The following is a 23,199-nucleotide window of genomic DNA, read 5'->3' on the forward strand; positions in this document are numbered from 1 at the left end:
TGCACTTGCTCGGCTATGTCTTTTCAAGTGTCGGACCACGGGAATCATCGCTCAAGTCGCCCCTCGCTCAACTTGTCGACTATCGGACATCTTGTTTCGACCGCATGGTGCACATACTTGTGATCTGTGGCACTCTTGAGTTAGATTGTGTGCAATTACTGGCCGCTTGGCCTCGTTTCGACTGGAGCCCCACATGCTGTACAGCGATCTTCTACGGCGGAACGCCGCTCGCTTTCCCCACAAGACTGCACTCGCGATGGATGACGGATCCGATAGCCGGACCTATGGCGAGCTCCACCAGCGCGCCCTGCGCCTGGCGAACGGTTTGAGCGGCCTCGCAGCCCCTGGCGATCGAGTTGCGCTGCTGTCCGAAAACAATCTCGAGTACATCGAGGCCTACTACGGCGTCCCGACTGCAGGCATGGTCCTGACTCTGCTCAACTACCGCCTGCACCCAAAAGAGTGGGTCTGGATCCTCAACGACTCCGGGGCCCGAGTGCTGATGGTGGAGTCGAAGTATCTCGAGGTAATTGCCGACTATCGATCCGAGCTCACGAGCGTCGAGCACATTATCGTGATCGGCGAGCCCGCCACAGGCTTCACGGCCTACGAGAACGTCCTCCGGTCCGCGTCGACCATTGCCCCGCAATTGCAGATCAGCGAAGACGATGATGCGTGGATCCTGTACACAAGCGGAACAACGGGTAAGCCCAAGGGGGCCCGGCTGAGCCATCGCAACCTCAACACCGCGTTGATCCAGTCGGCGATCGAATACGACCCGAAGCCCGAAACCTGCTTCCTCAACGCCATGCCCCTGTGCCACATCGCGGGCTACCTGACCCCGCTGCACCAGTTCCGTGGCGGCTCGGTAGTGATGATGTCGGGCTGGGACCCGGAGCGATGGATGCAGTTGGTGCAGGACAACCGCGTCACCAGTGGCGGATTCGCTCCGACCATGATGCAAATGCTGCTCACACACCCGAAGATCAACGACTACGACCTGAGCAGCCTGGAGTGGATGGGGTACGGGGCGTCGAAAATCCCGGCAGATGTGTTGCGCCAGACTATCGACCGGTTCGGGCCCGTCGTCTACGCCGGCATGGGCATGACAGAACTCGGCGGCAATATGCTCACGCTCGACAAGGCTGCACACATCAGGGCGGCACACGGGGAAGAGCACCTGCTCGATGCCGTCGGCAAGCCGATGTCCCTGGTAGATGTACGCGTCGTCGATCCGCTCGGAAACGACTGCCCCACAGGCACGATCGGTGAGATCGTCGTCAAGGGCGACCAGGTAACCAAGGGCTACTTCGGTAATCCCGAGGCGAACGCGCAGACATTCGAGGGCGGCTGGTTCCACACCGGCGACCTCGCCCGTCAAGACGACGAGGGGTTCCTCTACATCGTCGATCGAGCCAAGGACATGATCATCTCCGGCGGTGAGAACGTGTACTCGAGCGAGGTCGAGAACGCGATCTACACCAACCCCGATGTGCTCGGGGCCGCAGTCATCGGAACTCCCGACGACAAGTGGGGCGAAGTTGTCACTGCCGTCGTTGTCCGCAAGCCCGGCACCACGCTGACCGAGGACGACGTAGTCAGCAGCTGCCGCTCGCAACTCGCCGCCTTCAAGCAGCCCCGCAAGGTCATCTTCATCGACGAAATGCCGCAAACCGTCAGCGGCAAGATCCGCAAGAACGTCCTGCGCGATCAGTTCGCATCCAACTGACGCCAACACCCCAGCAGCACAACAACTCCCGCAGTACACGAACCGAGGAGCACCCGATGTCTTTCACAGTTGTCACCACCGGACTGAAATTTCCGGAGGGCCCGGTTGCACTGCCGAACGGCGACGCACTAGTCGTCGAGATTCACCGCGGAACACTCACGCGAGTAACCCCGGACGGCACCAACACTGTGGTCGCGGAGGTCGGCGGCGGCCCCAACGGCACCGCTATCGGCCCAGACGGCCGCGCATACATCGCCAACTGCGGAGGGATGATCGCCACGGAGGCGTATGGTTACGTCTTCGCGGGCGGCACCCCCGAGAACTACACGGGCGGCAGCATTCAAGCTGTCGATCTCGAAACCGGCGAGGTCGAGACCCTGTACACCGAGTGCGACGGCATCCCACTCCGCGGCCCCAACGACATCGTCTTCGACGCGCATGGCGGCTTCTACTTCACGGACCACGGCAAGAGCAACGACCGAGGCAACGATCACGGCCGCCTCTTCTACGGCACGAGCGACGGTTCGTCGATCCGCCTCGTTGCTTCAGAAATGCATGGCCCCAACGGAATCGGCCTCTCCCCCGACGGCACACGCCTCTACGTCAGTGAGACGTTCACCGCGCGGGTCTGGTGGTGGGACGTTACCGCTCCCGGCGAGATCGTCGGTGGCCGTACGCTCGCCGGCTCCGGCGGGGGCAACTTCCTCTGGGGATCACCCGACTTCCGTTACTTCGACTCGCTCGGAGTCGAGGCCAATGGCAATATCTGCGTCGCATCTCTCGCCACGCCCGGCATTTGCGTGATCAGTCCGGACGGCGAGTTGGTCGAGTTCCTCAGCATCGACACCGACGGCGACCCGGGCATCACCAACATCTGCTGGGGCGGAGAGGACATGCGCACGGCATTCGTGACCGCGTCGAGTACCGGAAAATTGCTCCGATTCGACTGGCCCCGAGCTGGTCTGGTTCTCAACAACCAGGGTTCACTGGTCTGACGGTCGCACCGTCACCACCAATCGCGGCGGCGATGAGGCGTGGAGACGTCGTCGAATGCGGCGGCATCTCCGATCTGCCAACGCCGCAGATCAGCCGAGATTCGAGATGCCGCGCTGCGCCGTTCCCGCTGGAGATCATTCCGGCGGCCGGCACTGTCGTAGCAGAGTGAACAGGAGCAGATCCGGATTCCGGTGTATGCGAATGTCCAATAGCAAGTGCCCGGCGACCGCGGCGACCAATCGGATGAAGGGGTAGGCGGCAGATCGCAGATTCCATCGCGGTGATCGTGGGCGGGTTCGACACCCAACTCACGGCGAGTGATGCGAACCCACAGCGGTGCGTGTGAATCAGTTCGGGACAAGGCAGCGCCTTTCACGTTCGTGCGCCCCGACCGCTACCCCCGAATGAGGACGGACCGGGGCGACGGTTGGTGCTCCGCGCCCACCGCCCGCCGCACCATGCACGCTCGCCTGAATTGAGTCATGTCACCGATCTTGTCATAGCCCCCCGACAGCCGCGGTCTCAGTAGAACTCGGTGTGCAGGACCTCGAGGTGTGCCCGAACCACGGAAGACCTGCGGTCGAATATGACCGCAGGTGGTCCGCTGCGAGGAAAGCCGCGTCGAATTCAGGTTCCGCCCTACACTTCGGCGGGCACGTTTGCCGGCAGGTCACACGACGCGGTGCCATCGTCGTGAAGGACACACACGGGGCAGTCTTCCTGCTCTGCCCCGAGCGAGAGGTCCGCAGCCTGCACCATCTCGGCGAAGAGATCCGCTCGCTCCGATAGTGACACCCGTGGGTCCCGTGCCGGGCGCAAGCCGAGCGCGATCATCGTCTCGAGTTGCCGGTAGCCGGCCGTGGTCGGGTCCACGATGGGGACACTCGAGCGGGCAGCGAGGATTTCGGCGACCGGGCTCATGCAGTTGCAGCCCAGGATGACCGACTTGGCGCCGTCCTTCACCGCAAGCTCGATTTCGGCAAGGATGCGCTCGATCATGTGCTCGCGCCCGGCCTTCATCTGGGTAAGGAAGTTGTCGTCCTCGGCCAGAGTGCTCTGCTCGGCGTGCGTCGAGACGTAACGTACCGAGATGCACTGCCGCCCAATGGGATTATCACGAAGGAGGCGATCGTAGACGAAGTCCATCGTTTCCGGCCAGATCGTGACGATGCTGAACTTTTCGCCGAGCGCCGCTGCTGCCAGTAGGCTGGCCTCGCCGCTGCCGACCACCGGAATGTCGGTAGTCGCGCGTACGGCGGCCAGACCGTAGTCCGGTACGCCGCCGATCAGCACGCCGTCGTACCCGTTGCGAGCGGCCCGCATCGCGGCCTCCCCGTAGGCGACATCGGAGAGCAGTAGGTCTGCTGCGTCAACGGGGGTTACCCGGATTTCCGTCTGCACCAAGTCGACGGCGTAGCCGGGCGCGATCAGATGCTCGGGGACCGGACTCGTCTGCTGACTGGTTTTCAACTCCACGTAGGCAATCCGCTTGGTCAACTGACGCTCCTTGATTCATGGGTGATGTGAGGCACTACCGGCGACTCGTGTGACGAGGCTATCAGAAAGCATTTCTACTGTGAAGAATAGACTCCGACATTTTAGAACAGCGAAAAATATTGCGTAACAGACAAATACAACAAAGCCCGGGCAGTGCAAAAATCGCACTGCCCGGGCTTCAACAGCGTCTAGACGCTCCGATAGAGGTCACCGTGCTGAACGCGCATGACCTTCTTGTCCAGCTTGCCGACACTGGTCCGTGGGAGTTGGTCGACGTACAGGATCGTGTCGGGAAGCTGCCACTTGGCGAATGCGCCTTCGAGCAGCGCGTGGACCTCGCCCAGCGCGACGTCCTCACCGTCGGTGGTCACCATGATGACGACTGGACGTTCCTGCCATTTCGGATGCTCGACACCGATCACTGCGGCCTCAGCGACCCGGGGGTGGGCAATGATCGCGTTTTCCATATCGATCGACGAAATCCATTCGCCGCCACTCTTGATGACATCTTTGAGCCGGTCAGCTAGCTTGAGATAGCCGTTTTCATCGATAGTCCCGATGTCGCCGCTTCGCCAATAACCGTCCAGGAATCGGTCGGCGTCGTCATCAAGCTTGTGGTATCGCGCGGTGATCCACGGTCCCCGCAGCAGGACCTCGCCCTGACTGTTGCCGTCGTGCGGCAAGTCGTTGTCTTCGGGATCGACGATTCGCACATCGACACCACCCGCGGGAAGACCTTGATAGCGCTTGATGTTCCACCATTCGTCTTCCGTGACGTTGCCCTGCAAGGTGACCTTACGGCCGTAGTTCACGAAAGCCATCGGGGCAGTCTCGGTAGCCCCGTACGCATGAATGAAGTCGGCACCGGTCAAGTCGTAGAACCCGCGCATGAGTGTGAGCGCCGGCTCGGTAGCGCCGGAAAGCAGACGGGTCCGGCTGAAGTCCGGTTTGACGTCAAGCGTCTTGATGTAGTCGAGCATCGGCTGGAAGATCGCCGGCGCACCGTTCGCTACGGTCACACCTTCGGCGATCATCACGTCCGCCAGCATGTCAGTGTCCCCTGCCGAATAGCGTCCGGGGAGAACAATTTTGGCTGCGACGTAGACGGCGGACTGCGGCAGACCCCAGGACTGGCTGTGGAACATCGGCGTGATCAGCATGACCGCGTCAGCGGCGCTCATCCCGTAGGACGAGGCCTGCGTCAGAGTGTGTAGGTAGATCGCTCGATGCGAGTAGTAGACGCCCTTTGGCCGACCGGTGGTCCCGGTCGTGTAGCAGGCGCTGTAGGCGGAGCTCTCGTCGATCATCGGCCAGTCGATCTCCGGCGACGCAGTCGCTACCAGGTCTTCGAAATGGCGCACATTCGGCAACGTGGTGACAACCTCTGCGAGAGGCTTGTCGGACATCACCACCCAGGTAATCTCCGGCGCGAACGGTGCCACCGACTCCGCGACGCTCAGCAGACTCTCGTCAACCAGGACGACGGACGCGCCGCCGTGCGTCGCGACGTAACCCACATCTTCGGGAGCCAGGCGCAGGTTCATCTGCAGCATCACCGCTCCGGTGCCGGGAATGGCCCAGTAAAGCTCGAAGTGCCGCTTGGTGTTCCAGTCCAGGATCCCCACCACATCGCCGGGTGCTACACCCAGATTGGTCAGGGCGTTCGCAATCCGCTTAATACGCGCATAGGCGTCGGCGTATGTGTAGCGATCCCATCCGCCGTCGCCGGTGCGGTAGACGATCTCCCGCTCAGGATAGTTACGTGCCGAGTGGCGGATCAGCGTAGTCGTGTTGAGCTGATACGAGTCGTCATTCGTCGACGGGTGTCCCTTGACAATTGTGGTCATTATTCACTCCTCGGGTCCAGTGCTAGTGCGGGCGACCTAGGAGGGTCCGGATGCTGACTCCATGCGCGAACCGCATCCCGGGTTGTCGTGAGCCCTGAACGTGCCGCCTGGACTTGATATTTGGTGAGGCTTAACGCCCATCAGTTGCATTATTCTGCAATGCAGAAGCTCTCTCTGCACCTAGAATTGCATAGGCCAAGTGCGTTAGTCAAGGAATGAGCCCGAAACCTGAAGCAGCTACGACACTCTCAACCATCTCGTCAGGTGGCGAGCGAATGCGTCATCGAGCACCGGTAGATCTTGCATCAACCATGGCCAGTGCAAGATCGGCGTACTCCCTCGCGATTTCGACCGGCGACGGGCTGATCCCCGGTTGGTACCAATCCGCAACGGCAACGCACATCGTGACGATCGCTGTGGCGGTTGACGTCGCCGGGACGGTTCCGGCTCGCCCCGCATCACGGCACGCCTCCACGGCCGACTGGACGATCTCCCGAACTTGCCGTCGTAACTGCAGATGCATCAACCTGCCAGGCTCGTCGAGCGAACGGAGTTCTGTGGACGCGAGCACGGCCGAGGCCTGTCGGTGGGTGTGGAACAGGATTACGCACTCGACAAGATTGGCCACACGCTGATCAGGCGATTCTGCTTCGGCATCTGCAGCCACGCATCGGCTTATGAGCTCTGCCATCGCGCCCTGCAGCAGTTCGGTGAGCAGAGCGTCCTTGCTTTCCACGTGGTAGTAGACGCCAGCCATCGACAAGCCACACCGGTCGGCAATCATCCTGACCGTCGCAGCGTGGTAGCCCACTTCCACAAAGACATCCAGCGCCGCCCGAAAGACCGGGGTGAGGTCCAACCGTTCAAAGTCTCGCCAGTCCTCGAACCGCGGTCCGGTGGGCTCAGGTGGACGCAGATCAAGCTCTACCCCGAGCGCCTTCGCGAGTGCCTCCAGACGCTCCGCACCCGGCAGGCTCTTCCCGTTCTCGAACTCGCTCAGTGAGGACGCACTCATGCCTATTTGTTGAGCTAGCTGACGGAGCCCGACCTTGCGCTCGATTCTCGCCGCGCGCATCCTGGCTCCGAGCCCGTCTCCAACGATTCGTCCCGCCTGCACCATGAGTACCACGCTATCCCGCCGACACTCGACCACCTGGTTGGACGGCCGTTATGGCGGACGACGATCTGTCATGACATGGAGATAGAACCACTGTCGCACGCATCCGTCAGCTGACGTTCGAAATTTAGCGATCGGTAGATCTTGACGAACCGAACAGCTGGTAATACGGTCCTCCTGGGACGCATAAGCGATGTACGTCACAGTCCCCCCTTCCCCTGTTCGCAAGTTCGACGCCTTCCGTGGCGTCCAGTCAGGAGCACCGCAATGAGCGACATCCTCGAGTTCGCAGACCGGTTCTTCAACGCCGTCGAGGGTGGTGACATCGACGCGGTGGCCGGCTTCTATCGCGACGACGTGACCGTCTGGCACAACTTCGACAACCTGGACCAATCCCGGGACGACAACCTCGCAACCCTCGCCGGAATCTCCGGCCGCTACGACGCTTTTGCCTATGTGGACGTCCGCCACACCGCTGTCGAAGACGGATTTCTCCGCCAACACGTCATCAAGGCGACTGTCGGCAAGAAGACCGTCAATGTCCCCGCGGTCCTACGCGTGTACGTCGAGGGCGGGCAGATCCACCGCATCGAGGAGTACTTCGACCGTGGCCAGCTTGACGTCGTCTTCAGCTGATGCGAACCGCGACAAGGCCTTCGAAGGAATATCACGCAAGCGTTGATCACGATCAGCCATCTGTTCGTCATCTAGCGATCGATAGATCTTGACGAACCGAACACTTGGGAATACTGTCGAATCGAGGCAGCGGCGCGATGCGCGTCACAAAGCAAAGAGAGTGTGAAATGACAAATACAGAATTTGAACTCGGCGGCGTATGTCACTTGGCGCTGGTGTGCCAGGACATGGAGCGCACCGTCGACTTTTACACCAACGTCCTGGGCATGAAGCTGTCCATGACGCTCTCCCTGCCTGGTGGTGGCCAGCACTTCTTCTTCGACATGGGCGGCGGCCAGTTCATCGCGTTCTTCTGGTTCGCCGATGCCGCCCCCCACGCTCCCGGCATCGCGGCGCCCGCGGCCATTCCCGGCATCGGCAAGGAAATCGCGTCGGCGCACGGCTCGATGAATCACGTCTCGTTCAAGATCCCGCTCGACAAGTTCGACGAGTACAAGGCCAAGCTCGAAGCAAAGGGCGTCCAGACCGGACCGATGCTCAACCACGACATGTCCGAGCGTGGGATCAGTTTCGGAGAGAGCGACTCGACCTTCGTGCGGTCGATCTATTTCTTCGACCCGGACGGGATCTTGCTCGAATTCGCGGCCTGGACTCGCGAATTGCGCGAGGACGACGTCAAGCACGCGCCCCGGACCGCCGACGGCGGCCTCGGCGCCCCGGTTGGCGCCGCCAAATGAGCGAGATGCTCGATCTCGCCGACAAGATGTTCGGAGCCCTGGTTCTCGGCAATGTCGCCGTCCTCGACAAGATCTATCACTCGGACGTGAAAATCTGGCACAACTGGGACAACGCCGAGCAGTCCCGTGAGGACAATCTGCGCATCCTCTCCGGCATTCCCACCCGCTACGACGAGTTCCACTATGACAACCCGCGCTGCACTGTCCTCGAGGACGGCTTCCTGCGTCAACACGTCATCCGGGCGACTATCGGGGACAAGACCGTCAACGTCCCCACGGTCTTCCGGGTATTTGTCGACAGCGGAAAGGTTCGCCGTATCGAGGAGTATTTGGACGCAGGCCAACTCCGCAAGGTCTTTGCCTGAAAGAACGTGATCACACGAAACAGCCCCGCCGATCCAATCCCCTCGGCGGGGCTGTTTCGTGTCCTGCCTTGCTGCGCAGGAAGATTCATTCGGTACCGAGATCACAAAGGCCGCTGAGACCCCTCCAGCTCCCCATTTTTCTCTCAGAAAGAACTTACTTCTGCTAAGTTCGACGTGATGTGAGTCTCCCTTGGGGTTCGTCGGGGCCGACGGCATCCAATTCCCAGCCTCAGCGTGAACGCGCAGTCAGATCTGTAGACACACCCTCCGAAGGATGGCAATGAAGCGAATAACTTATCGGCGGACGCTAACCGCCTTGGCCCTCATTTCGACTTGCGGGCTCCTAGCCGCCGGATGCGCGTCCTCCGCCGGCTCATCGGATGCCACTGGCGCGCCAAAGCTCGTGAGGGCTGGGGTGATTGGCGAGCAGTCGGATCCGGGACGCGCTATGGAAAGTGCGACTTTGACTTATGCATCGCATTCGCTGACCAATACCCTTGACCCGATCAAGGGCAGGACGTCTGCCTGGCTCGGAGGTACGGAAATGGCTGCCATTTACGACGTCCTGGTGCGATGGGATCCAGAATCCGCAGAAATTGTGCCTCAGCTAGCCGAGTCGATCACAGAGGCTCCTGATCGACTCTCCTGGACCGTCAGACTTCGTGACGGGGTCACGTTCAGCAATGGCGACACTCTGGACGCGTCGGCCGTTATTGCCAGCACCAATCGTATGACCGAGGGCAATGCCACGAACAGCGATCAGTTCCGGGCCAACGTGCGGTCTGTCGAGGCGCCCGACCCCAGTACCGTGACGTATAACCTGAAGAATCCGTGGAGTGACTTCCCGACCCTCCTGACCTCAGGTTTCGGCATGATTACCCACTCCGACTCGTTCAGAGACGGGAAATTTGTCGAACCGATCGGAGCTGGTCCATTCACTGTTGAGTCCGTCAATCCCGGATTTGAACTCGTTCTTGCGCCACGCGAAGACTATTGGGGCGGGAAGCCGCGAATTGGCGAACTCAAGTTTGTAGACCTTCAAGGCGAGCAGCCGATGGTCGACGCGCTCAAGGCTGGTGAGGTGCAGATGGCGTATCTGAGGGGAGGCGAGGCCATCGACACGATGCGGGCCGATTTCCCCGGTTACTACGAGCCGGTAAGCATGGTCGACAACGGACTTCTCAATATCAGGGAAGGTCGTGCGGCGCACGATATCCGGGTCCGACAGGCAATTGCGAAAGCGATCGACCCCACCGTGATCAATGAACGGTCCAGGAAGGGCCTGAACTCGCCGGGACTCGAAATGTTCCAGGAGTGGTCCACTATGCATGGGTCGATCCCGGGCCCTACTCCGGACATCGAGGCCGCTCGCAAGCTCGTTGATGAGGCAAAAGCAGACGGATACGATGGAAAACTGACGTTCGCCGCGCTGTCAGATCCAGCATCGACCGACCTGGCGTTGGCGATGCAGTCGCTGCTCCAAAATGTCGGCTTCGAAGTCGAAATCCAGCCCAATGCAACAAAGAACGACATCGCCAAAGTTTTTTATGTCACCCATGACTTCGACGTGAGCGTCGCCGGCACAGCGGTGCCCGACTCCGCCCCGCTCCTGCGCCTTCAAGGCCTGCTCACGACTGGATCCAGTCAAAACGTCAGTGGCTACAGCAATCCCACTATGGATGAAGTGATCTTTCAGATTCAAACTGCCGGCACAGAAGACGAGCGCCGGGCTGGATTCGAGAAGATGCAGACGATCCTCAACGAGGATGTGCCGATCCTGCCTTTGGGTTCGGGCGCAAACTTCATTACCTGGGCACCTAACGTCCACGACGCAAAGTCGGGCATGGATGGATTGACGCTCTTCGACAAGGTCTGGATCTCGGACTAGGGCGTAACCTTTCGCGGGCCCTGTCACCTTTACCGAAAAGCAAAGTGGCAGGGCCGGGTTGGTTCTGATCACAAGAAATAGCCCCGCCGATCGATTGGATCGGCGGGGCTGCACTCCTTGGTCTACCCTGCTGCGCAGGAAGATTCGCTCCGTGCAGAGATCACAGGAAGAATGCTGCAACCTCGTCTACTGCTTGGGCCAGGGCGGCGGCGATCTCTTCACGGGTCACGTCGGACATCCGGCTCTTGGGCGTGGACACGTTCAACGTGTAGCGCGCCCCGCCGTACTCGCCGAGCGAGACCGACACCGACGTAACTTCATCCTCGGACTCTTCGTTGCTAGTGGCAAACCCGACCCGGCGAACCTCCGCGAGCTGGCGCAGAAGCGCCGACCGCTTGGTAATCGAGTGTGACGTAAGGCCCTTCAGCTTCTCATCGGGGTACAGCTCGCGTACCGCACGGTCATCGAGCGTAGCGAGCAGCGCCTTACCGGACGATGTGCAGTGCGCCGGCATGGTCATCCCCATGCGGGACCCCACGCGCACCGCTCGTGCACTCTCGACCGAGTCCACAAAGGTCACCGTGTTCCCGTCGAGGCGAGCCAGATGAACCGTCTCACCCAGGCTGGCCGAAAGCCGTTCGAGCACTGGATGTACACGGGCCCTGACGTCTGTTTGGCGCAGGACCGCGAACGCGATCGTCGTCAGGGCGGGGCCCGGTTCGTAAGCCCGTGAACCCTCGACCTGACGGACGAATCCGCGGTACTGAAGCATCGCCAGCAGTCGGTGCGCGGTCGACGAGGCAACCGAAAGGTACTCGCTCACCTCGGTCAGCCGGATACTGCGACGCTCGCCCAGCAGCAGCAGGATTCGCAGGGCGTTGTCGACAGACTCGATCGGGTACTGCGGTCGGTTCGCAGTTGTATCTTCCTTTGCGGTCACGCAGGTAGCGTAACGGCAGGAGCGCGCAGAACATTCTTGGTGACCTTGCCGGACGCGTTTCGCGGCAGCATATCGACCAGCACGAGGCTGGTCGGAAGCTTGTAGCGCGCCAACCTCTCCCCGGCCCAGGCGCGCAGCGACTCGATGGTCAACTCCGCCGCACCCGGTTTCAGTGCGACCACCGCGACCGGGGTCTCGCCCCATGTTTCGTGAGCCTGGCCGATCACTGCAACCTCGGCGATGCCGGGGTGGCCGGCCAGTGCATTCTCTACCTCGGCGCAATATATGTTCTCGCCGCCGGAGATGATCATGTCCTTCGCACGATCTACGACGTAGATGAAGCCCTCGGCGTCCTTGCGTACCAGGTCACCGGAGTGAAACCAGCCTCCGGCGAAGGCCTGCGCCGTTGCCTCCGGGTTGTTCCAGTACTCGGTCATCAGTCCCGGCCCACGGTAGACGATCTCGCCGACCTCACCGGGTTGCACATCCACCATGTTTTCGTCGACTATGCGTGCCCAGACACCGGGTACCGGGCGTCCGACGGAACCCAACTTACGGCGAGAATCCTTGGCCTCGAGCACACATGTCACTGGGGACATCTCGGTCTGCCCGAACAGCGCAATGCTCGACGCACCGGGAAGCACCTCGCTCATCTTGCGAAGCAGCGAATCGGTGGCAGGCGCTGCGCCCCAGGAACTGACGCGAAGCCGAGACAGATCGCGCGGCGACCGCTCCTGCTCGTCGCAGACCGCCTGCCACTGAGTCGGTACGAGGAATGTCGAAGTGACCTGCTCGCATTCGGCGACGTCGAGGAGTGCCCCGGCGTTGAACGAGACACTCGGAAGGACAACCATGGTGGCGCCCATCAGGATTGCCGGCGCCACCAGGCCAAGAGTCCCGATGTGGAACAGCGGTGCGGCGCACAGGCTTACCTCGTCGTACATCTCGAACCGGAACGCCATCACATTCGTGGCCGACTGCGCCGCCAAGTTGCGATGCGTCAGCACGGCGCCCTTGGGCCGTCCGGTGGTTCCCGACGTGTACATGAGCAGCGCTGGTTCGCACTCGTCGATCGTCGCGACCAGTCCGCCCGAACCGGAATGTGCGAGGAGAACGTCGTAGGCCGATGCGCCGTCAGAGCCCTCGCTGCCGACCTGGAAGACCTGAACCGGACCCGCGGCCTGCGCGACCGCAGCGATCCCGGTGGCGCTTGCCTGCTCGTCCACGAAAAGAACGACGGCTCCGCTGTTGTCGAGCGTGAACGCCACCTCGCCGACGCTCAGCCGGAAGTTGATCGGCACGGCGATAGCGCCGATCCGGTTGGCGGCGATCATGATCTCGATGTACTCGGCCTGGTTGCCCATCAGCAAAGCAACGCGGTCCCCGTGCGCCACGCCGCGCTCGGCGAGGGCGGCGGAGACGGAATCCACTCGCTGCTGAAGATCTGCCCAGGTAATCCGGCGGTCGCCGAAGACGACGGCCGTCTGTTCACCGCGCTCAAATGCATGCCGCGCGACCTGACTGACCCAGTGCTGCTGGCGGGCACGCGTCAGGTCATCCATGTCCACGCTCGTATTCACCACTGCGCCTTGGGGAAACGGTCCGCAATCCACTCGCACATCACATCGGCAACGGCGGCGCGGGCCCCGGGCTCCTGGAAATAGTGATCACCGGGCAGGTCCTTGCGCGACTTGTCCTCGCTCGCGAGGGCATTGAACAGCGCGTCCGCGTCGCTCGGGAACACACCCGAGTCCCCGTCAGGGTTGATGACAAGCGAAGGCACCGTGATTTTCTCCATGTGCATTTCCGCACGGCACTGCGATTCTTCGAGACTCCACATGTGTAGCCAATTCCGCAGCGTGCTCCCGGCACCGATGCCGCGGTCCTCGCGGTTGGCTACCGAAGTCGGGCCGCGGTAGCACTCGCCTGCCGGCCGACTGCTGGGCTCGAGCGTCGCGTCCACCATCCGGGGGTCAGCCCACGTACGCGGGACTCCGAAGTGCCGGTCGTTGTAACCCGCGGCGGTAATCCGAGCCAGCTCTTCCTGCGCCCATGCGGTGATCCGGTGGTTGCGGGCAACCTGCGCAGCGCGGTACCGCTCGATGAATTCCGCGGAGTACGGCGGACCGTTCTCGGGGTTGAACAGATCAAGTTCGGGGTCGGTCAGAGTCGGGTCGTTTTCGTCGACGACTGCTGCGTCCAGCCACGCGGTCAGCACGTCGGGCCGACCGCCGTGCGCGGCGAGGGAGATGTAGGCAGCTCCGGGGATGAGGTCGTTAATTCCGACTGCGGGTTCCATGTCGCGGGCGGGACGGATGCACGGCGAGGTCGCTTGCGCCTGGTAGGCCGCCATCAGCGAGCCGCCTCCGGAATTGCCGAGCAGGATAACCTGATCCACACCTGCGTGCTCCTCGAGCCAGCGCACACCCACACCGATGTCGACCAAAGCCTGGTCGAGATTGAACAGCTCCTCGTAACCGCGGTAGCGAGTATTCCAACCCAGGAATCCAATACCTCGCGCAGCCATGAACTCGGCGATGTAATGCTCCGAGAAATCAATCTGGTAATGCGTAGCGATCATTGCGATGCGCGGCTTCTTACCGGCCGGCGTGTAGTAAATGCCCTGACACGGGTAGCCGCCGGCACCCGCGCGCTTAGCGCCTGGTGACTCGCTGCTGACAAATTCCTTGTGGACGGTCGGGCTGGTGGTGCCGGTCATGGTTAGACAACCTCGTATTCGTTGAGACTTGCGTATTTCTTCAGGTGCGTGAACATCAACTCGACCCCCTCGAGGACGATGGGATCCGTCAATCTGCCTTGCTCGTCAAAGTGATTGGGGGCAAAGCTGAGGAGAATCTCCGGCCCGGGCAACACTGGGGACCGGGAGAAGACGAAGGTGTGACGCAGTTCGAATTGGCTGCGCGCTGTGCCGAGGCGGCCAGGCGTCGCGCCCATCAGCGCCACCGGCTTACGCTCGAGCACCGAGCGTCCGAGTGGAAGTGAGAGCCAGTCGAGTGCGTTCTTCAGAACACCAGGGATGCCGCCGTTGTATTCGGGTGTCGCGATGAGCAGGGCATCAGCGGCTTCGACCTCGGCGCGCAGAGCATGGACGCTGTTCGCCTCGTTACCGAAATCGTCTTCGTTGAGCATCGGGATCTCGCCCAGCAGCTTCGTGATCCGCACCTCGACGTCGACCGGCGCCATTGCCGCCGTCGCCTCGAGAAGTTTGCGATTCCACGAGTCTGCGCGGAGACTGCCTGCAATCGCGCAGATTACAAATTTTCCGTCTTTCATCATGCAGCTCCCAGATAGGCCGCGACGACAGCGTCGTCGCGGATAACGTCGGCGGGCTTGCCGAGGGCGATTCGTTGACCGAAGTTGAGAACACAGACGCGGTTCGAGATGCCCATGACCATCTTCATGTCGTGCTCGACGAGCAAAATGGCAACGCCGAGATCTCGGTTCACCTGCACAATGGTCTCCGTCATCTCGGCGGACTCGTCGTGATTCATGCCGGCGACGGGCTCGTCGAGCATGATCAGCCGCGGTTCCATCGCTAGTGCCCGCGCCAACTCGATTCGCTTCTGCGTGCCGTGCGGTAGTGATCCGACAGGGGTGTCTGCCAGGTGCTCGATGTTCATCAGCGCAGCGACCTCGCGAACCTTTTCCACCGCGGCCTTCTCCTCCCGCGCTGCGCGGCCCAGCCACAGCATGTTCTCCAAGGCTCCCGCGCGCATCGCGTTGTGCCGCGAAAGCAAGAGGTTGTCCAGCACCGTCATCGCGGGAAAGACCTCCACGTTCTGGAAGGTCCGGGCGATGCCCTTTTTCGCGATCTTGTGAGCCTGCAAGCCCAGGATTTCGGCTCCCGCGAAGCGCACGGAACCGGACTGTGGTGCGTAGACACCGGAGATGCAGTTGAACAGCGAGGACTTGCCCGCACCGTTCGGGCCGATGACGGAGAACAGCTCGCCCTCGGCGATCGAAAAGCTTACGCCGTCAATGGCTTTTACCCCGGCGAAGCTCAGGGACAGATCGTTGATCTCCAACAGATCGGCACGCGGATCAGACATGCTGGATCACCCCTTCGGTATCGATTCCCGTGGCCTGTGCCGGCGGCTCAGCTGCGCCCACTGCCGAAGCACCCAGGTACAGCTCTGCGATTTCTGCGTCGCCGCGCAGGTCCTCCGCCTTGCCCTCCTTGACGACGCGGCCACCTTCGAGGACATATCCGTACTGCGCAATTGCCATCGCCATTGCCGCGTTCTGTTCCACCAACAGGATGGAGGTCCCTTCCTTGTTGATGTCGACGATCACGTCTCGGACATCAGCAACGATTTTCGGTGCCAGGCCGAGGCTCGGCTCGTCGAGCAGAAGCACCTTCGGCTGGGACATCATCGCCCGACCGATCGCGAGCATCTGCTGCTCTCCGCCCGAGAGGTAACCGGCTTTGCGCTGCATCAGGTCACCCAGACGCGGGAAGTGGTGCAGCACCCGCTCACGCGCTTCGAGTTCCTGGGCCTTGCGATAGCGACGGACGAAAGCGCCGCTCGCGAGATTCTCGGCAACGGTGAGTCCAGGGAACACCTGTCGACCCTCGAGGGCCTGCGCGAGGCCGAGTTTCACGCGCTTCGACGAGCGCTCGTTGGTGACGTCGTTGCCCAGCAGTTCGACCCTGCCCGAGGCAACGGTGCCGCCGTGCACGCCGAGCAGACCCGACACCGCCCGCATCAGCGTCGACTTGCCCGCACCGTTCGGCCCGAGGAGGCTGACGATCTGGCCTTGGGGAACCGTCAGGCTCACATCCTCGAGGGCCAGCGAGGCTGCGCCGTAGCGGACACTGAGGCTGTCGATGACCAGCGAGTTCATTTGCTACCTCCGGAGATTCGGGCTCGGATCCAGTCGATGGGCCGCTTGAAGAGCGCGAGCAATCCTTTGGGCTCGAAGATGAGGACCAGCACGATCACAAGGCCGTACAAGAACTGTGAGAGCAGAGGCGCGGTAACGCCGCCGTCGGCGCTCGCGTCCTTCGAGACAAACGGAAGGTACGGCGACAGCACATTCACCATCTCAGGCATCGCCTTGATGAAGAATGCGCCGAGGATCGCGCCCGCGACCGTGCCCATACCACCGATGACAACCATCGCGATGAAGTCGACGGAGACCATCATCGTCCACTGACTCGGCGTGAAGTAGCCCATGTAGGACACGAGCAGCGCACCGGAGACACCGGCGAACGCCGAAGAGATGACAAAGGCCACGACCTTGGTTCTGGTCACAGGTATGCCGGCAACGCCCGCCGCGATGTCCCGGTCACGGACCGCCATGAAGGCGCGACCTAGGCGCGAACGCTTGAGGTTCCACGTCAGCACAGTGACGATGAGCAGCACTGCCAGGGCGAAATACCACCACGCCTGGAACGAGGTCAGGATCTCCTCGCCTCCCGACGACCAGTAGCCGTCCAGCAGGTCCTGCCCGTTGATCTCCACCGCAGGGGCCGTCCGACCATTGACTCCGCCGCTCAGGCTGGTCCAGGTTTCCCAGACATAGGTGCCGATGAAAATCAGGGCCAACGTCGCAACCGCCAGGTAGAGCCCGCGGATTCGGACTGCCGCCGGAGCGACCACCCCACCGGCGAGTCCGGCAACTACAGCGGCTGCGGGCAACCACACCCAGACTGGGAGTCCCTCGTCGACTCCGAGCCAGGCCGAGGTGTAAGCGCCGATCGCCATGAATACCGCGTGGCCCATCGAGATCTGACCGGCAAATCCGGTGATGACCTGCATGCCGAGTGCGCCGACCGCCGCGATCAGCGCAAAGATTCCCACGCCCATCCAGAGATCGGACTGCACCACCCACGGCACAACGAGCATCGCCACGACCCACACGGCAACCCACACCCGCGTGCTTCGCTTCTTGGTCCGCACGACTTCGGCGGGAACACCTGCGGTGTCGTCGTCGATGGGTGCGGGTTCGAGAGTTGTTGTCATCGGTCAGACCCTTTCAATGCTTTTACTGCCGAAGAGTCCGTAGGGCCGGACCACCAGCACGGCAAACATGACGATGTAGGGCAAGACCTCATGGAGTCGGCCGCCCCCGATGTCCGACAGGTAGTAAGAACCCATCACCTGAATCAGTCCGACGATCAGGCCGCCGACAATCGCACCTACCAGCGAGTCCATGCCGCCGATCACGATCGCGGGAATAGCAAGCAGCGCAACGATACCCAATGCCGGAGACACAACCCGAGGGAACGACGCCAAGAAGACACCGGCCACCACGGCAAGGAACGCCGCAAGTCCCCACGAGAGTGCGAACATCCGTCGCACATCGATTCCCTGCGCCAGTGCCGCTTCCTGGTGACTGGCGGTCGCACGAAGCGCCAGACCGTACGGTGTCTTCTGGAAAAAATAGGCCAGCCCCGCGAGAACCACCACGGAGGTGCCGATTGTCGCAATGCCACTCCACGGCAGCACTACCGAGCCGACAGTCACCGTGCCTGAACCGACAGGACCGGCCGAGCCATGTGTGCCGACGCCCCAGATCATCAAGATCGCCTGGTGAAGCATGATCGAGATACCCAGCGTCGCGAGAACCACGGTGGTAACAGATTTTCCGACCATGCGGCGCAAGAAGACCGCCTCGATCAGGACCGCGAGAACCACCATGATGACGACCGCGAAGAGGAACGCCAGCCCCCAGGGCATGAAGGCCATCAAGGCCAGCACCGTGTAGGCGCCTAGCGCCACGATCTCTCCGTGGGCAAAGTTGAATGTGTGTGAGCCCTTGTACATGATCACGAACCCGAGGGCGATCAGTCCGTAGACCATTCCTAGGGCTATCCCCTGGAAGCCGAGCTGCAAGAAGAGCGCCATAGCCCCTTCTACTCCTTTAGTCGAACAATAATTGTCCTGATGCGCCGCCAAGGCGCCCGCCGCCGTCCTGTAACGGGCGCCGAAGTGCGTCGATCAGAAACCGTTTGCCTCGCCCCAGGCGCGAGCCTGATCGGTCTCGGCCCAGTCAGTGGTGGGGATCAGCAGACCATCGGCATTTACGGTGTTCATCCGGCTCTGGTAGCTGACGATCGAGTCGCCGGTACCGAGGTTGACTGTCGGCAGGATGCCACCGAAGTCGATGTCGAGATCCTGCATCGCGGCCAGAACACCTTCACGGGTGAGATCCTTGTTCGCGCAGGCCTTTTCCAGCACAGCCGCGGTGGCAGTGCCGCTCAACCAACCGGCAACCTGGAAGTTGCTCGGCTTCTCGTTCGGCGCGTACTGCGCCAGAGCGGCATTCATGTCCTTGATGCCCTGAACGTCATCGTTCAGCGCTCCGTAGCTCGCCGAAACGTAGAAGTTGTCGGTCAAGCCGGCCAGCGGCTTTGCCAGCGCGGCGTTCCAGGCGCCCGAGTAACCGATCCACTGCGGCGAATAACCGAGCTGGGCGGACTGTCCCACCAGCCCCGCGGTCTGGGCCATGGTGTTGGCCAGGATCACGACCGTGGCGCCGGAGTTCTTCAACTCGGTGGCCTGAGCGGTGAAGTCGTTGTCAGCGGGGCTGTACGTCGGGCTGGCGACGACCTCGACGCCGGGGATCTGTTCCGCGGCAAACTTGACGGAGTCTGCGTATCCCGTGCCGTACTCGTCCGCCGGTGCGACGACGGCGACCTTGAGCGGGTTGGTAGAGCTTGCACCCGCCTTCTGCGCGGCCCAGACCAGGCCGTTGATCAGCTCGACCTCGAAGGGCGGGGTGTAGATCGCGACATCCTCGAGCTTGAGCGCTGCTGTGTTGAGCGATGCCGAGAAGGTCGGCAGGTCATCTTTCGCGATGCTGTCCTTGACCGCCATCAGCGAGGACGTGCCGATCAGCTGCGGGATCATCACAACCTTGTTCGCGATGGCGCGATACTGCTGGGTGGTGACCTGAGGGTCGTATTTGGTGTCCATCTTGTGCAGGACGAGTTGACGCCCGCAGATCCCGCCCGCGGCGTTGACCTGGTCCAGCTTGATTTCCAAGCCGATCGAACCCGAGGTTGCGGGCTGGGCAAGTGGACCGGAGTAGTCGGTGAGGATCGCAAGATTGATCTCGCTGTCGCTGACGCCCTTTCCGGTCTTGACCCCATCCGCACTTGCGGAGTCTCCACTGGCCGACCCGCCGCAAGCAGTCAACGTGAGCATTGTGGCGATTGCGAGGGCTGGAGCAGCTTTCCTCAACATCTTCAGTACGTCCCTTCGGGGTTGTGACCTGACCCACATTGAAACTGTGGTCCTGAGCATTGAACAGGCATACATGGCGTCGAGTCAAGGGCAATCTATCGATCGCTAAGCCAGAAACGCAATCTCTTAAGCTGCACTAATAGTAGAAACTTTCTCTCTGCAGAGACATGTTCTGCCGAACACGCAGGTACGGCACGCGGAATGAACGAGGTCGGACCGGCGCCGAAGCCGAGCCAGTTTCGGCGATTGACGAGAAAAAATACCCGAGGTGACGTCCGTCCAATCGCCCGCGAGGCCCATGAAACGGGCCATGCATCGACCAAGACCATAACGAGGTACATCCAGGCCTCCGCTCGGTCAAATTGTACACAATCAGCCGAAATTTCTCGATACTGATTGCAATAATTCGCTTTTCTGCATACAAAGACCTGAACCATCGTCACGCGGACTGCAGCCCTCGATCGAAGCTGCCCGGACATCGCTATCGACATCGCTGCCACCGGTCGGTCGATACACAGTCGACTTCTGCCCGATCCCGAAACATGCACTTCCAACGGCTACCAGCGCGCGCAACGTCCTCAGCGCCCTATCAGTTCCCGAGGCACTAATCCTGTGGTCACCAATCAACACATACCCTCAGCGTTCGGGAGTTGTTGCATGAGAAGCAATGTCGATGAATTGGTATCGGCACACATCGAGACGGACCGATATTGCAGACGGAGCCATTGTCGGTGGACTTCGCCACTGATCATGGCTGGACCCGCGGCGCCGACGAAATCGACCTGCCGATACCGGCGGGTCGATTGGCCGTATCGCAGGAGACTCCGGTCCGGCAAGGCGGTGACTCCTCCTGCGCGCGAGGGGATTACTGCCCTTGACGACATCGACGGCGCTGGGTCGATCCAGGTTGCAGGGCGGGATCGACTTCCAGTATCGGGCGACAATTGGCGAGCATCCGAACGTCGCAGGTCTTACGCTTCTCTTCCCAGAAGAACTTACTTCTGCTAACATAATCCCGCGTGATGCGGATCACCCGACGCGAGTGGGTGTTAATGGCCGGCGGGGACACTTCAAATGGTCCCTGAGGCCCGTTTGGGAGAACTGGCCGATCGCCCGTTAGCGGCCAAGTGAGCCTGCGGCTTTGGTGGAGTAGCTGTGATTACTCGGTTGATTCTTGAATCGGCCGCTCCTCATGCATTCGACGTTCTCACCAAGTCCAATTCTGACCATGACCCGACACTGCCTTGCATCCGGAACTGATCCAATTCCGTACCCATGCGGTCGAGCTATTGGCCGATCTACAGCCGAGCGCCGAAGCCTAAAATGTCAAAGCGCCTGTCCAAAGGAACGTCAAGATGACCACTGATCAAATACCTAACTCTGCCACCGTCAAGGCGGCAGTAAATATTAGAACAGCCTGGGGCATGACTGGACTAGTCGTATTCCTTTATGTTGTAAACTTTGCAGATAAAGCAATCCTGGGCATCATTGCACAACCACTGAAACGTGAATTAGGGCTTACCTCCACGCAGATAGGAATGGTTGGATCGCTCTTCTTCCTAACTTTTACGATCGGCGGATTCTTGGCCGGTCCGATCAACAAGTACATGACTCTGCGTTGGGGGCTTCTACTCCTGGCAGCTATGTGGTCGGTCACTCTATTGCCACTCGTCATATCTGCGAGCATAGTGACACTCATCGCTGGCCGTATGGTGCTGGGCTTCGCCGAAGGGCCTAGTTCTGCGCTCATGCATACGGCGGCATACTCCTGGCATCCGCCGGCGAAGCGCGGACTGCCCGGGGCACTCCTGATGGGATCGGGGTCAATTGGAAAAATCCTACTCGCTCCAATCCTGACCGCGATTTCTGTTACCTTCGGCTGGCGATATGCCGTCATCACATTGACAATTCTTGGTCTTGCCTGGTCAGTCTGCTGGGCGATCGGCTGGAGGGAAGGACCCTTCACAGGTCGGACCCCGAAGACTCCGCAAGCCGACCTGGTGAATATGGAGCCAAGCGTTCCCTGGCGAACAATTTTTCTGTCTCGTACCTTTGTTAGCTGCTGCATCTTGACCATCGTGGTTTATGCGCTGACAACGGTCGTTCTTACTTGGCTTCCGTCATATTTTGAACTCGGCCTCGGATACTCGGCAATGCAGGCTGGATCAATGTTCGCGATCCCATCAGTTATCGCACTCATCTTGATGATTGGGTCGAGTGTGACAACTGACCGCGTATTGTTGCGTGGTGGAAAGTCTCGGACATCGCGGATTATCGTTCCGTGCATCGGAGTGTTCATTGGTGGCACAATCTTGGCCGTGCTACCAATGATTAACGTGCCAATCGTCGCAGTGGCTGTTGTATCGGTTGGGTATGCCGCGGTAAGTATGGCATTTCCCCTTCTTAATGCTGCTATCTCAGAAATTTGCCCGCCCCAGCAGATTGCCGGCACCATGGGTGTATATCTCGCCGTGATGGCCATCGGCGGACTAATCGCTCCTTACGCAACCGGTGTAATCGTTGATAATGCAGTTAGTCCGGCCGTAGGGTACGGGCAGTCATTTCAGGCTATAGGAATTCTTGCATTCCTGGCCGCTATCGTGGTACTAATATTCGCTAATCCTGACCGCGACCGCGCAGCAATCCGGGGTGATATGCCCTAACATTAGCAATATCTGACCCTTGCCGATTTTAGGCTACTAATCCTAAGTTATCGGAAAGTGGACGTAGCGGCGAGTCGTTTAGGGCAGTGCCGTCACCAAAAGAAATCTGCTGTCACGTCGGCACAATCTGCGTGGACTTCCGATATCTGATGGTGATTGCACTGACGTCAATCTTTCATGAGGCGCCTCTGCCGGTCTGATCGGTGAAAGATCAGACCGGCAGAGGCTGACCCGGATATGGGCGTGATCGGTCGCCCATGTGTGCAGTTGAAACGCTGCCGGATTCCAATACTCCAGCGAGGTAGTCTTCCGCTCATGGCAACAAGTTCGATGTAATTCACATGGAAACCGTTAACGCCTCGAGGCCTTCGAACGTCGACGTGATCAGATTGAACCCTCCATCAGGCGCAGACCATTCCGGTCTTCGAAAATCGGGGGTGGAGGAATTTCGACTCCAGCCGGCCATCTGTGCAGGTCTGTATCTGCTGACCGAGCGCGGCGACCATGGGGATCCGGCGGATTGTGCTCGGCAGTGGGTTTTCGCCACGACTACATCCGTTCTGCCACGGCG

Annotated in this window: 20 protein-coding genes; 8 read left to right on the plus strand and 12 right to left on the minus strand. The window is 60.8% G+C overall.

Annotated elements, in window-relative coordinates:
• Positions 1 to 193: 193 nt before the first annotated feature.
• The 3 genes from C7T36_RS23210 to C7T36_RS30280 are packed head-to-tail and all read left to right on the plus strand — an operon-like array spanning position 194 to position 2,894.
• The gene (locus C7T36_RS23210; RefSeq protein WP_045067784.1) at positions 194 to 1,729 is read left to right on the plus strand and encodes a class I adenylate-forming enzyme family protein; all 1,536 of its coding nucleotides are present in this window, start codon (positions 194 to 196) and stop codon (positions 1,727 to 1,729) included.
• Positions 1,730 to 1,785: 56 nt separating this feature from the next.
• Positions 1,786 to 2,724, plus strand: a complete 939-nt coding sequence (locus tag C7T36_RS23215; protein WP_045067785.1) for an SMP-30/gluconolactonase/LRE family protein — start codon at positions 1,786 to 1,788, stop codon at positions 2,722 to 2,724.
• Between the two features lie 32 nt (positions 2,725 to 2,756).
• Positions 2,757 to 2,894, plus strand: a complete 138-nt coding sequence (locus C7T36_RS30280; protein WP_162487749.1) for a hypothetical protein — start codon at positions 2,757 to 2,759, stop codon at positions 2,892 to 2,894.
• A gap of 470 nt (positions 2,895 to 3,364) precedes the next feature.
• On the opposite strand, the gene C7T36_RS23225 is transcribed toward C7T36_RS30280, so the two are convergent.
• From C7T36_RS23225 to C7T36_RS23235, 3 genes are all read right to left on the minus strand, one after another.
• Positions 3,365 to 4,222, minus strand: a complete 858-nt coding sequence (locus C7T36_RS23225) for an aspartate/glutamate racemase family protein (RefSeq protein WP_045067787.1) — start codon at positions 4,220 to 4,222, stop codon at positions 3,365 to 3,367.
• A 188-nt stretch (positions 4,223 to 4,410) separates the two neighbouring features.
• Positions 4,411 to 6,069 carry a long-chain-fatty-acid--CoA ligase gene (locus tag C7T36_RS23230; protein ID WP_045067788.1) on the minus strand — a complete coding sequence of 553 codons (1,659 nt, stop codon included), beginning with the start codon at positions 6,067 to 6,069 and terminating at the stop codon, positions 4,411 to 4,413.
• Between the two features lie 280 nt (positions 6,070 to 6,349).
• Complete coding sequence (locus C7T36_RS23235; protein WP_106939797.1) at positions 6,350 to 7,189, minus strand: TetR family transcriptional regulator; 840 nt, start codon at positions 7,187 to 7,189, stop codon at positions 6,350 to 6,352.
• Positions 7,190 to 7,453: 264 nt separating this feature from the next.
• Here C7T36_RS23235 and C7T36_RS23240 point away from each other — a divergent pair, with 264 nt between their 5' ends.
• The 4 genes from C7T36_RS23240 to C7T36_RS23255 all read left to right on the plus strand — a co-directional run bounded on the left by C7T36_RS23240 (position 7,454) and on the right by C7T36_RS23255 (position 10,812).
• The gene (locus C7T36_RS23240; protein WP_045067789.1) at positions 7,454 to 7,822 is read left to right on the plus strand and encodes a nuclear transport factor 2 family protein; all 369 of its coding nucleotides are present in this window, start codon (positions 7,454 to 7,456) and stop codon (positions 7,820 to 7,822) included.
• Positions 7,823 to 7,989: 167 nt separating this feature from the next.
• Positions 7,990 to 8,559 (plus strand): VOC family protein, encoded by a 570-nt coding sequence (locus tag C7T36_RS23245; RefSeq protein WP_045067790.1) that lies wholly within the window; start codon positions 7,990 to 7,992, stop codon positions 8,557 to 8,559.
• Positions 8,556 to 8,924 carry a nuclear transport factor 2 family protein gene (locus C7T36_RS23250; RefSeq protein ID WP_045067791.1) on the plus strand — a complete coding sequence of 123 codons (369 nt, stop codon included), beginning with the start codon at positions 8,556 to 8,558 and terminating at the stop codon, positions 8,922 to 8,924. The genes C7T36_RS23245 and C7T36_RS23250 overlap by 4 nt, the downstream gene beginning before the upstream one ends.
• A gap of 448 nt (positions 8,925 to 9,372) precedes the next feature.
• Positions 9,373 to 10,812, plus strand: a complete 1,440-nt coding sequence (locus C7T36_RS23255) for an ABC transporter substrate-binding protein (protein WP_052683549.1) — start codon at positions 9,373 to 9,375, stop codon at positions 10,810 to 10,812.
• Between the two features lie 160 nt (positions 10,813 to 10,972).
• On the opposite strand, the gene C7T36_RS23260 is transcribed toward C7T36_RS23255, so the two are convergent.
• The 9 genes from C7T36_RS23260 to C7T36_RS23300 form a co-directional block, all read right to left on the minus strand.
• Positions 10,973 to 11,752, minus strand: coding sequence for an IclR family transcriptional regulator (locus C7T36_RS23260; protein ID WP_033232001.1), 780 nt, complete (start codon positions 11,750 to 11,752; stop codon positions 10,973 to 10,975).
• Entirely contained in the window at positions 11,749 to 13,314 is a 1,566-nt protein-coding gene (locus tag C7T36_RS23265) for a long-chain-fatty-acid--CoA ligase (protein ID WP_045067793.1), read from the minus strand. Before C7T36_RS23265 ends, C7T36_RS23260 begins: the two co-directional genes overlap by 4 nt.
• A 14-nt stretch (positions 13,315 to 13,328) precedes the next feature.
• A complete protein-coding gene (locus tag C7T36_RS23270; protein WP_033231999.1) occupies positions 13,329 to 14,471 on the minus strand; it encodes a hypothetical protein in 1,143 nt (380 codons plus the stop codon).
• Between the two features lie 2 nt (positions 14,472 to 14,473).
• A complete protein-coding gene (locus tag C7T36_RS23275) occupies positions 14,474 to 15,049 on the minus strand; it encodes an NADPH-dependent FMN reductase (protein ID WP_045067794.1) in 576 nt (191 codons plus the stop codon).
• Positions 15,046 to 15,822 (minus strand): ABC transporter ATP-binding protein, encoded by a 777-nt coding sequence (locus C7T36_RS23280; RefSeq protein WP_045067795.1) that lies wholly within the window; start codon positions 15,820 to 15,822, stop codon positions 15,046 to 15,048. The genes C7T36_RS23275 and C7T36_RS23280 overlap by 4 nt, the downstream gene beginning before the upstream one ends.
• The gene (locus tag C7T36_RS23285; RefSeq protein ID WP_045067796.1) at positions 15,815 to 16,618 is read right to left on the minus strand and encodes an ABC transporter ATP-binding protein; all 804 of its coding nucleotides are present in this window, start codon (positions 16,616 to 16,618) and stop codon (positions 15,815 to 15,817) included. The genes C7T36_RS23280 and C7T36_RS23285 overlap by 8 nt, the downstream gene beginning before the upstream one ends.
• Positions 16,615 to 17,739, minus strand: coding sequence for a branched-chain amino acid ABC transporter permease (locus tag C7T36_RS23290; RefSeq protein ID WP_052683551.1), 1,125 nt, complete (start codon positions 17,737 to 17,739; stop codon positions 16,615 to 16,617). Before C7T36_RS23290 ends, C7T36_RS23285 begins: the two co-directional genes overlap by 4 nt.
• Before the next feature lie 3 nt (positions 17,740 to 17,742).
• Complete coding sequence (locus C7T36_RS23295) at positions 17,743 to 18,624, minus strand: branched-chain amino acid ABC transporter permease (protein WP_033231997.1); 882 nt, start codon at positions 18,622 to 18,624, stop codon at positions 17,743 to 17,745.
• 93 nt (positions 18,625 to 18,717) lie between these two features.
• Entirely contained in the window at positions 18,718 to 19,965 is a 1,248-nt protein-coding gene (locus tag C7T36_RS23300; protein ID WP_162487750.1) for an ABC transporter substrate-binding protein, read from the minus strand.
• 1,355 nt (positions 19,966 to 21,320) lie between these two features.
• Here C7T36_RS23300 and C7T36_RS23305 point away from each other — a divergent pair.
• Positions 21,321 to 22,628 (plus strand): MFS transporter, encoded by a 1,308-nt coding sequence (locus C7T36_RS23305; protein WP_045067798.1) that lies wholly within the window; start codon positions 21,321 to 21,323, stop codon positions 22,626 to 22,628.
• Positions 22,629 to 23,199: the final 571 nt, after the last annotated feature.

The sequence above is a fragment of the Rhodococcus sp. AD45-ID genome (genome assembly GCF_003023755.1).
Lineage (GTDB): Bacteria > Actinomycetota > Actinomycetes > Mycobacteriales > Mycobacteriaceae > Rhodococcus_F > Rhodococcus_F globerula.